This window comes from Paracoccus marinaquae (genome assembly GCF_018860165.1).
Lineage (GTDB): Bacteria > Pseudomonadota > Alphaproteobacteria > Rhodobacterales > Rhodobacteraceae > Paracoccus > Paracoccus marinaquae.
The window spans coordinates 1-8,892 of record NZ_JAHKNG010000070.1; the positions used below are offsets into that span (position 1 = coordinate 1).

Genomic DNA, 8,892 nt, shown 5'->3' on the forward strand with positions numbered 1-8,892 from the left:
TGCCGACCTCGGCCTGGCAGCCGCATTCGGCCCCCGAGATCGAGGCATTGTGCTTGATCAGCCCGCCGATCGCCGCCGCGGTCAGCAGGAAATCGGGCAGATCGCGCTCGCTCGCGCCCGGCACATGATCCAGCCAGTATCGGATCACGGCGGGCACAACGCCGGCGGCGCCATTGGTCGGTGCGGTGACGACCTGGCCGCCGGCGGCGTTTTCCTCGTTCACCGCCATGGCATAGACCGACATCCAGTCGTTGATGACATGCGGCGCGGTCAGGTTCATGCCGCGTTCGGCCATCAGTTTTTCGTGGATGGCATGGGCGCGGCGGCGGATGTTCAGCCCGCCGGGCAGGTTGCCACCGGTCGCCAGCCCGCGTTCCATGCAGTCGCGCATGACCTGCCAGATACGGGCAAGGCCATCGCGCAGCTGTGCCTCGGTCAGCGATGGCATCGTGGCACTTGCGAGTGTCGCAGGCACCGTCTGCGGTGACGCTGCCGATCTCCTGATCTGGCGGGACCTGGTCCAGCAGTTCCGGTAGCATCGGCGCATCGCCGATGTCGCTGCTGGTGAATTCGACCGCCCGGATTTCCAGTGTTTTCTCATCGATCCCAATGTGGCACATCGCGATGCCGGAAGCGGGCGCCATCCACTTCATCAGTGGCGTTTTCATGGCTCGATCTGCCTGAGCGCCATGCCGAACAGCGCCTTGATCGTCAGGCAGGATTGGATCGCGGCGCCGCTGTATGCAGGCTGTCGGCCGCGCTTGCCGGTCGGCTTGGCCTCCCACATCATCTCGGGGTCGAACCAGATCGTCAGCGAACCCCGGCGCTTCAGCGCTTCGGTATAGGACCGCCAGTTCCTGGTCTCGCAGGTCGGGGGTATCGGTCTGCTCATGTGACCCAGCTATCACGCTGGATGCACCGGATGAATCCCAAACCAGATTTGCGCAACAGCGCCGCCAGGCCGGTTCACCCTTCGTGGCACTGGAAATATCCACAAGCTGGAGCTCGACCGCAGACCAGTCGATCAGGCCCGACAGATCATCCAGCGAGGAACGATTGCGGCCCTGATCGCGGGCAAAACCGAAGCTCTCCTGACCAATCCGACGGCGCGACATCCCAGCCTCCCGATCCCTGCCCAACACAGGGAATCACGGCCGCAACCACCAGTTCCGAAATATCCGCGCACGGGCCTCCTAGAACGGTATCTCGTCGTCGTATTCGCTGCGGCTGCTGCCCGATGTACTGCCGCCCGAAGAACTGCCGCCGCGATAGTCGTCGTATCCGCCGCCACTGGTGCCGCCCTGGTCGCGCCCGCCGCCGCCTTCGCCGCGGCCGTCCAGCATCTGCAGGCTGCCGTTGAAGCCGCGCAGCACGACCTCGGTCGTATAGCGGTCCTGGCCCGACTGGTCCTGCCATTTGCGGGTCTCGAGCTGGCCCTCGACATAGACCTTGCTGCCCTTCTTCAGATAGCGTTCGACGACATTGACCAGCCCTTCGGACATGACCGCGACCGAGTGCCATTCGGTCCTTTCGCGCCGCTCGCCGGTATTGCGGTCCTTCCATTGCTCGGAGGTGGCGATGCGCAGATTGGCGACCTTGCCGCCGTTCTGGAAGGTGCGGATTTCCGGGTCTCGGCCCAGATTGCCGATCAGAATGACCTTGTTGACGCTGCCTGCCATGACGGGATTCCCTGCTTCGATGTCTTTGCGCTGGTCTATCCCAGCACGAGCGCCTCCTGCAAGCGGTTCACCGGCCGGTTGCCGGGACTGCGGAACTGGCGGAAATCCGCCGACTTCCGGGCGCTGCGGGGTGGCTTGAACCGCCCGGCTGGCGATGAGACCGAATTGTAGTATAGTTTCGGCACAACGCGGTAGAAAAACGCGACGATTCAAGGTGAATGAGGGAAACGCGATGCAGATCCTTCCGGCGGTTAAACTGGCGCTCTGTGCAGCGGTGATCGGTGTCATGGCCGTGCCCGCCACGGCCGAAGGGCTGCGCCTGTCCGGCAGTTCGTCGAAATCGCGGGCCGAGCAATTCGCGCGGCAGACCCGGCTGATGGATTCGCGGCTGGCCGCGCAATATCAGCAATCGGTGCGCCTGCAGCCCGGCGGACGTGACCGCAGCATCGTCGATATCCAGCTTTCCGACAGCCGGGTCCCGGCCTATCGCGGCAAGCGCAGCGACTTCATTCCGCATGCCCGGGCGGCGGCGCGGCGCTATGGCGTGCCCGAGGATCTGTTCCTGCGCCTCGTGCAGCAGGAATCGGGCTGGAACCCGCGGGCGCGTTCGCACAAGGGGGCGACCGGGCTGGCGCAACTGATGCCGGGAACGGCCGCCAAGCTGGGGGTCAACCCGCATGATCCGGTGGAAAACCTGCAGGGCGGGGCCCGTTACCTACGGATGATGTACAATCAGTTCGGCAACTGGCGTCTGGCGCTGGCGGCCTATAATGCCGGGCCGGGGGCGGTCCAGAAATATAACGGGATCCCGCCCTATCGCGAGACGCGCAACTACGTCCGCATCATCGCCGGAAGCTGAGGGCCGATCAGCCCGCCCCCGGACGTTTCAGGGTTGCCGATGCGCCCATCCGGCGCAGCACGGATGCGGGGATGGCATAGAGCCTGACCACCGCATCCCAGTCACGCAGCCCGGCCATTTCCCGCATCACCATGAACTCCCAGGCGATCCTGCCGGCCTGGTCGAGATGCGTTGCCCGGCTGTCATCGGCGGCCGCGTCAAGGGCGGCCAGCGCGCGTTCGAGCCTGCGGCCGGCGGCGCCAAGCGCCGAGGCGCGCTCGGCCTGCAACTCCTGCGCAAGGATATCGTCGCCGGTCTGCGCCATCGCTGTCGCCCATTCGATATGGGCAAGGAATCTGCTCATCCTGGTTCCTTCCGGACCGGTGGGGCGATGATGCCGGGCCGCGGAGGTGCTGTCCAGACAGGTGGCCCGTGTTGGTGGCCCGCGTCGTCGGCCGGGGCCGGTTGCCGGTTGCCGCTGGTTCCCCTAGGATCGCGGCGCTTGGACATGGGGGCAGGGCATGCGGCAGAGAACCGTCGGGTCGACGATCGGAAACCTTCTGCTGGCCCTGGTCAATGCGACCCTGATCCTCGTCCTGCTTTGCCTGTTCGTCGGGCTGCAACTGGCGAACCGGGTCAGTTCGATCTCGAACGAGATCGCCCGGAACCTCGTCTCGCTGCAACCTGTCCGGGAGGAGGTCGGCGACATGACGGCGGAACTTGCCGATCTGCGCGCGGATCTTCGGGTGGCGCTGGAGGGCGGCGAGGCGTTCGGATCAGAGGCTGCGCAGCGCCTTACCGACAGGCTCGATCGGCTCGATACCCGCCTTGCCACTGCCGCGGGACAGTTCGAACGGCTGGCAGCCAGCCCCGAACTGCTGGTCGATCACGCGATAGGCCGCGCCGCGCAGGAGGTGACGCAGGGGATTTCCGAGCTTCGCGGCTGCAGGCCCGCTGACGCCCCCGGAATATAACCCCGTCAGCCGGCCGGCTCTTCGACCAGAAAACGACCGTTGCGGGCATGGCGCTGTGCCAGCCTGCGGCTTTCGCGCCCGGTCAGCAGGCGGCGGGCGCCGGCGGGCCGGAAATCCGGATCGGCCAGTTGGGGAAACCGCGCCAGGATCTCGCGCCGCGCCGACGGACCGACCGCCTCCATGGCCTGCGGGCCGGTGAACAGGCTCTCGCTCCAGGCGCCGTTCGACTGCACGACCTCGTGGCCGTCGAACAGCAGGTGCCAATAGGTCACCCCGGCCTCGGGGCGGACGACCTCGATCCCGGGAAGCCCGACCAGATGCTTGGCCGCGGCGAGTATCTCGGTGTCGCCAAAGAGGTTCCGCGCGGCGGCAGACCGAAGCAGGACGCGGTGCTGCGGTGACACGGTCAGGTCGCGCGCGGGCACGTTCGGCCCCAGTGCCCCGGCCCGGATCCGGACCGGGCGCAGGTTCGGTTTCAGGTCCAGCCGGGCGGCGTCGAGATGGGTCGAGCCGATCCAGTCCAGCCAGCGAAAGCCGTTGTCGCGCGTGCGGATCAGATCACCGGGCGACAGTGTCTCGACGCCGCGCGGACCGAACATCGTCTCGATGATCGTGCCGGCGGTAAAGCAGGGAACCTGGTCCTGCGGCGGATAGGCCTGGGCATCGCGGCCATTGTTGGCGATGCCCCGGACCGAGTCGAAGCGATAGCTGCCCGCCGGATCGAAGACCGGAAAGCTGCTTTCGCCGGTCACCGGATCGATCCGCGCTTGCGGGAAGATCAGCACCGAATGGCGCCCGCCCAGTCCGGGATCTGGCAGAGCGGCGTCGAAACGCCGGGGAAACAGCATGATGAAGGAATTGCCCTGATCGTCGAGGATCAGTGACGCGAGGAAATTGCCCAGCTGTGTGCCCGCTGGCAGGGTCTCGGCTGCGGCGCCATGACCGAAGGTCGTGTCCTCGCTCAGCCGCTGCTGTGTTTCGCCCGGCGTGTAGAGGCTCGATTCGAAGGCCGGATCGTCATCGCTGATCGAGATGGTGCTGAGAACCGGATCATGGAAGGTGATCGGCTGCCGGCTGTTGGACCACGGCGCATGGGCTGCATTGCCCGAACTGGCCGTCGGGATCACCTGGCTGACCGTCAGCATCGTGACCGCGTAATCCATTGCCCCCGCCGCCTCGCGCCTGTCCCGGCCGCCGGTGTTCCGGCTCGGCCTTGCGGTTTTCCTGCGGAACGGGCCGCGACCGGTTCCTGACGGCACGGATACCGGATCGGGGTTAACGAAGGGTTAAGATCGCCGGGGACCGCGATCAGGAGGGGCTGTTTCCGCCTTCGACGGGCTGGCCGGTGCCGCGTTCGCGATAGGGGGTGCTGCCATATTGGGCGCGATAGCATTTCGAGAAATGCGACGGGCTGGAAAAGCCCGAGGCCAAGGCCACCTCGATGATCGACATCTCGGTTTGCATCAGCAGGTTGCGGGCGCGCGACAGCCGCGTTTCCATGTAATAGCGCTTGGGGCTGCGGTTCAGATAGCGGCGGAACAGCCGCTCCAGCTGGCGCGTGGACATGCCGGCATCGGCGGCCAGCTGGGCGGGGCTGATCGGCTCCTCCAGATTGGCCTCCATGCGGGCGATGACGGCGGCCAGCCGCGGGTGGCGGACGCCGATCCGGGTGGGGATCGACAGACGCTGGCGGTCCTGGCCGGTGCGGATCGCCGTATGCAGCATCTGGTCGGCCACCTCGGCGGCCAAGGCATCGCCCTGGGCTTCGGCGATCAGATGCAGCATCAGGTCGATCGACGAAGTTCCCCCCGCCGCCGTCAGCCGGTTGCCGTCATGGACGAAGACCGAGCGGTAGAGATCGATCTCGGGGAAGGCTTCGGCGAAGCCGTCATGATTTTCCCAGTGGATCGTGGCCTTGCGCCCGTCCAGAAGCCCGGCCTCGGCCAGAACCCAGGCACCGGTGCAGACCGCGCCCATCACTGCGCCGCTGCGGGCCTGCCGGCGCAGCCAGTTCAGCACTGGCTTGGTGGCTTCGCGCGCGATCTCGGTGCCGCCGCAGACGATCACCACCTCGTCGCGTCCCGGCGCCTGATCGTTTTCCAGCCCGCCATCGAGCAGCATGCGCGTCCCGTTCGAGCAGGCGGCCATATCACCTTGCGGGCCGATCAGCCGCCATTCGAACAGGGTCTTCCCGGCCGCGCGGTTGGCCAGCCGCAGCGGTTCGATGGCCGCGGCAAAGGGCATCATCGTGAAACGATTGAGCAGGAGGAAGGTGAATCGGCGCGGCTTTTCGGATGGCATCGGGCTGTCTTAACGCGGATATGTCAGGCACCAGACTGCAGGAAAACCTGTTCCCTGCAAGGATAGAAAGCAATCTGCGACATTGGTCGGAGGCTCGCGCTGCGGATGGTCTGGCCCTTTCCCTGCGGGCCGGAACAGACTATATCGACCGGACAGCATTTCAAGGAGCCCGTGCCATGACGCAGGATGACCGCAAGACCGCCGCCCCGACCTGGGACAAGGCCGGCTGGCGCAGCTATCCGCGCGTCCAGATGCCGGATTATACCGACCCCGAGGCGCTGACCGCGGCAGAAACCCAATTGCGCCGCTATCCGCCGCTGGTTTTCGCAGGCGAGGCGCGGCGCCTCCGCGAGGAACTGGCCGAGGTCGCGGCGGGCCGCCGCTTCCTGTTGCAGGGCGGCGATTGCGCCGAGAGCTTCTCGGAGTTCAGCGCCGACAATATCCGTGACACCTTCAAGCTGCTCTTGCAGATGGCGGTGGTGCTGACCTGGGGGGCGCAGCTGCCGGTGGTCAAGGTCGGCCGCATGGCCGGGCAATTTGCCAAGCCGCGCAGCGCCCCGACCGAGACCGTGAACGGGGTCGAACTGCCCAGCTATCGCGGCGACATCATCAACGGCTTCAACTTCACGCCCGAGGCGCGCATTCCCGATCCGCAGCGGATGCTGGCGGCCTATACGCAGGCGGCGGCCTCGCTGAACCTGTTGCGGGCCTTCTCGACCGGCGGCTATGCCGACATGCATCGCGTCCAAAGCTGGATCGCCGATTTCGTCGGCGGGCCGGAAGCCGCGAAATACCGCGACATCGCCGACCGGATCGGCGACGCGATGGCCTTCATGCAGGCGGCGGGCGTGAACAGCGATACCGCGCATCAGCTGTCCAAGGTCGATTTCTACACCAGCCACGAGGCCTTGCTGCTGGAATATGAAGAGGCGCTGTGCCGGATCGACAGCACCAGCGGGCTGCCGGTGGCCGGCTCGGGGCACATGATCTGGATTGGCGACCGCACCCGTCAGCCCGATGGCGCCCATGTCGAATTCGCGCGCGGGGTGCAGAACCCCATCGGCCTGAAATGCGGCCCCACGACCACGGCCGAGGATCTGAAGGTGCTGATGGCCAGGCTGAACCCGGCGAACGAGGCGGGCCGGCTGACCCTGATCGCGCGCTTCGGCGCCGGCAAGGTCGGGGATCACCTGCCGCGCCTGATCGGGGCCGTGCGGGACGAGGGCGCGAATGTCGTCTGGTCCTGCGACCCGATGCACGGCAATGTCATCAAGTCCTCGACCGGCTACAAGACCCGGCCCTTCGATTCGATTCTGCGCGAGGTGCGCGAGTTCTTTGCCATTCACAAGGCCGAGGGCACGATCCCCGGCGGGGTGCATTTCGAGATGACCGGCAAGGACGTGACCGAATGCACGGGCGGCGTGCGCGCGGTGACCGACGAGGATTTGTCGGACCGCTATCACACCGCCTGCGATCCGCGCCTGAATGCCAGCCAGTCGCTGGAACTGGCCTTCCTGGTGGCCGAGGAACTGCGTGCCCGGCGCGAAGGGCAGAATCCGACACGGGAAGCGCGCGCCGGCTGAGGCGACCGGGCCGAAACCGAGGGGCGCGCGGCCGACGCGCGCCATCCCGGCCGCGGCAGGGCGCAGCGATCGGGAGGTTGGGCAAAAGTCCTGTCATTCTTTCGGATTTTCGGACGCGCCGGGCCGTGACAATTCCGGCGCGGCCGGTATGATCGGCCCGGTCCCTCGTCGTAGGGGTGTTTTCGGTTCCGGTGCCGGGGGGAGTGCGTTGACCCGACCAAAGAAGCTTGTTGTCTGCCTGTCGCTTGCGGACCGGGCCACGACAAGCCGCGATTTTCCCGAGCCACTGAGATTTCTCGAGGAGCGCGGCTATGAATGCCGCGACATCGGGCTGCCATGGTCGCACCCGGCCGGACGGCTGGCGCGCGTGCTGCGCCTCGCGCCGCTGCTGCGCCGTGCCGATCTGGTCATCACCACCGAGTATTTTCTTGCCGCAAGCGTCTCTGCCGTTCTGCGGCTGAGCGGTTCGCGGGCGAAACATGCGGTTCTGGGCTTGAACATTTCCAGCAATCGCACGCTGCGGACGCGCGCGAATTGGCTCAACCGGGCGATCAACGGGCTGTTCTTCGGCCGGATCGACATGGCGGTGGTCGCCTCGAAGCCCGAGGCCGGCATCTTCTCGCGGGTCCACGCCATCCCGCGCGAGCGCTTTGCCTTCGTCCACTGGGCCTATGACCTGCCCGAGGGCAAGGGCGCCTTTGTCCCGCCCGAACGTCCCTATTTCTGCCTGATCGGCCGCAACAACCGCGATCAGAGAACCTTTTGCCGGGCGCTCGAGGGGCTTCCGGCCGATGGCGTCATCGTCTCGCATACCGCACCGGATTTCGCGCTGCCGTCCAATGTTCACAGCCTCGTGGAAATTCCCTATTCCGATTGCATCGACTGCATCCGTCAGGCGGTGGCGAACGTGATCCTGGTGCAGGATGCGGAACGCGGTGCGGGTCATATCACCATGGTCACCGCCATGCATTGCGCCCGCCCGCAGATCATCTCGCATGTCGATACCGCGCTGGACTATTTCATTCCCGGCGAACATGCCCTCACCGTACCGGTTGCGGACATGGGGGCGGTGCGCGAGGCGATGCAGACATTGCTGAACGATCCTGCGCTGGCGGATCGCATGGGGCAGGCGGCGGCGGCCCATGCGGCGCAGCGCTTGACCCATGCCCGCAGGACCGAGATCCTGCAGGACCGGATCCGAACCTGGTATGATACCGGCCGGATCGACTGGGAAGAGCGTGAGGATGGCCAGCCCCCCGAGACCGGGACCGCGACCGGCTGAGAGTCCGATTCAAAATGGGGTGAGAGATTTCAGTCAGTTGTGATTGCCCTGGTCAATCGCCTGATATGAGCGATGAGTACCCTGATCAGCCCCACCTGAGTGGTCCAGCTTGATTTTCCATGTATCGGATACAAACCACCGGCTTTCAGCCGGTCCGCTTCAGCGTTTTTGTCGATGATCTCCTCTCCCGGATTTGAAGCCGCCAGAGGCGGTATGGCTTCAAATCCGGGAGAGG

9 protein-coding genes and 2 pseudogenes are annotated in these 8,892 nt (G+C 66.0%); 4 read left to right on the forward strand and 7 right to left on the reverse strand.

Going from position 1 to position 8,892, the window contains the following annotated elements; translation table 11 throughout:
* The 3 genes and pseudogenes from KNW02_RS19455 to ssb form a co-directional block, all read right to left on the reverse strand.
* Positions 1 to 415 (reverse strand): annotated as a pseudogene (locus KNW02_RS19455) (L-serine ammonia-lyase, iron-sulfur-dependent, subunit alpha); the annotation flags it as partial.
* Positions 411 to 892, reverse strand: a pseudogene (locus tag KNW02_RS19460) (transposase); the annotation flags it as partial. The pseudogenes KNW02_RS19455 and KNW02_RS19460, both read right to left, overlap by 5 nt.
* A gap of 301 nt (positions 893 to 1,193) precedes the next feature.
* Entirely contained in the window at positions 1,194 to 1,679 is a 486-nt protein-coding gene (gene ssb / locus KNW02_RS19465) for a single-stranded DNA-binding protein (RefSeq protein ID WP_216034854.1), read from the reverse strand.
* A 232-nt stretch (positions 1,680 to 1,911) separates the two neighbouring features.
* On the opposite strand from ssb, the gene KNW02_RS19470 reads away from it, so the two are divergent.
* Positions 1,912 to 2,538, forward strand: coding sequence for a lytic transglycosylase domain-containing protein (locus KNW02_RS19470; protein ID WP_216034855.1), 627 nt, complete (start codon positions 1,912 to 1,914; stop codon positions 2,536 to 2,538).
* Positions 2,539 to 2,545: 7 nt separating this feature from the next.
* Here KNW02_RS19470 and KNW02_RS19475 read toward each other — a convergent pair whose 3' ends face one another.
* Positions 2,546 to 2,881 carry a DUF6665 family protein gene (locus KNW02_RS19475; RefSeq protein WP_216034856.1) on the reverse strand — a complete coding sequence of 112 codons (336 nt, stop codon included), beginning with the start codon at positions 2,879 to 2,881 and terminating at the stop codon, positions 2,546 to 2,548.
* A 157-nt stretch (positions 2,882 to 3,038) separates the two neighbouring features.
* Here KNW02_RS19475 and KNW02_RS19480 point away from each other — a divergent pair, with 157 nt between their 5' ends.
* Positions 3,039 to 3,491, forward strand: a complete 453-nt coding sequence (locus tag KNW02_RS19480) for a hypothetical protein (RefSeq protein ID WP_216034857.1) — start codon at positions 3,039 to 3,041, stop codon at positions 3,489 to 3,491.
* A 5-nt stretch (positions 3,492 to 3,496) separates the two neighbouring features.
* On the opposite strand, the gene KNW02_RS19485 is transcribed toward KNW02_RS19480, so the two are convergent.
* On the reverse strand, positions 3,497 to 4,654 hold the full coding sequence (locus KNW02_RS19485; protein ID WP_252734140.1) for a Hint domain-containing protein: 1,158 nt from the start codon (positions 4,652 to 4,654) through the stop codon (positions 3,497 to 3,499).
* A 145-nt stretch (positions 4,655 to 4,799) separates the two neighbouring features.
* Positions 4,800 to 5,792, reverse strand: coding sequence for a GlxA family transcriptional regulator (locus KNW02_RS19490; RefSeq protein ID WP_216034858.1), 993 nt, complete (start codon positions 5,790 to 5,792; stop codon positions 4,800 to 4,802).
* Positions 5,793 to 5,968: 176 nt separating this feature from the next.
* Between KNW02_RS19490 and KNW02_RS19495 the strand changes: the two genes are divergently transcribed.
* Together KNW02_RS19495 and KNW02_RS19500 are read left to right on the forward strand one after the other, a co-directional pair.
* A complete protein-coding gene (locus KNW02_RS19495; RefSeq protein WP_216034859.1) occupies positions 5,969 to 7,375 on the forward strand; it encodes a class II 3-deoxy-7-phosphoheptulonate synthase in 1,407 nt (468 codons plus the stop codon).
* Positions 7,376 to 7,583: 208 nt separating this feature from the next.
* Positions 7,584 to 8,657, forward strand: a complete 1,074-nt coding sequence (locus KNW02_RS19500; RefSeq protein WP_216034860.1) for a glycosyltransferase family protein — start codon at positions 7,584 to 7,586, stop codon at positions 8,655 to 8,657.
* Between the two features lie 29 nt (positions 8,658 to 8,686).
* Here the strand turns inward: KNW02_RS19500 and KNW02_RS19505 are convergent.
* The coding region (locus KNW02_RS19505; protein ID WP_216034861.1) for a hypothetical protein at positions 8,687 to 8,892 on the reverse strand (206 nt) is incomplete at its 5' end.

Bases quoted from the DNA above. Each gene is read 5' to 3' on its own strand.
- KNW02_RS19495 (WP_216034859.1), top strand. From the start codon at position 5,969: ATGACGCAGGATGACCGCAAGACCGCCGCCCCGACCTGGGACAAGGCC.
- KNW02_RS19490 (WP_216034858.1), bottom strand. From the start codon at position 5,792: ATGCCATCCGAAAAGCCGCGCCGATTCACCTTCCTCCTGCTCAATCGT.
- ssb (WP_216034854.1), bottom strand. From the start codon at position 1,679: ATGGCAGGCAGCGTCAACAAGGTCATTCTGATCGGCAATCTGGGCCGA.
- KNW02_RS19470 (WP_216034855.1), top strand. From the start codon at position 1,912: ATGCAGATCCTTCCGGCGGTTAAACTGGCGCTCTGTGCAGCGGTGATC.
- KNW02_RS19475 (WP_216034856.1), bottom strand. From the start codon at position 2,881: ATGAGCAGATTCCTTGCCCATATCGAATGGGCGACAGCGATGGCGCAG.
- KNW02_RS19485 (WP_252734140.1), bottom strand. From the start codon at position 4,654: ATGGATTACGCGGTCACGATGCTGACGGTCAGCCAGGTGATCCCGACG.
- KNW02_RS19480 (WP_216034857.1), top strand. From the start codon at position 3,039: ATGCGGCAGAGAACCGTCGGGTCGACGATCGGAAACCTTCTGCTGGCC.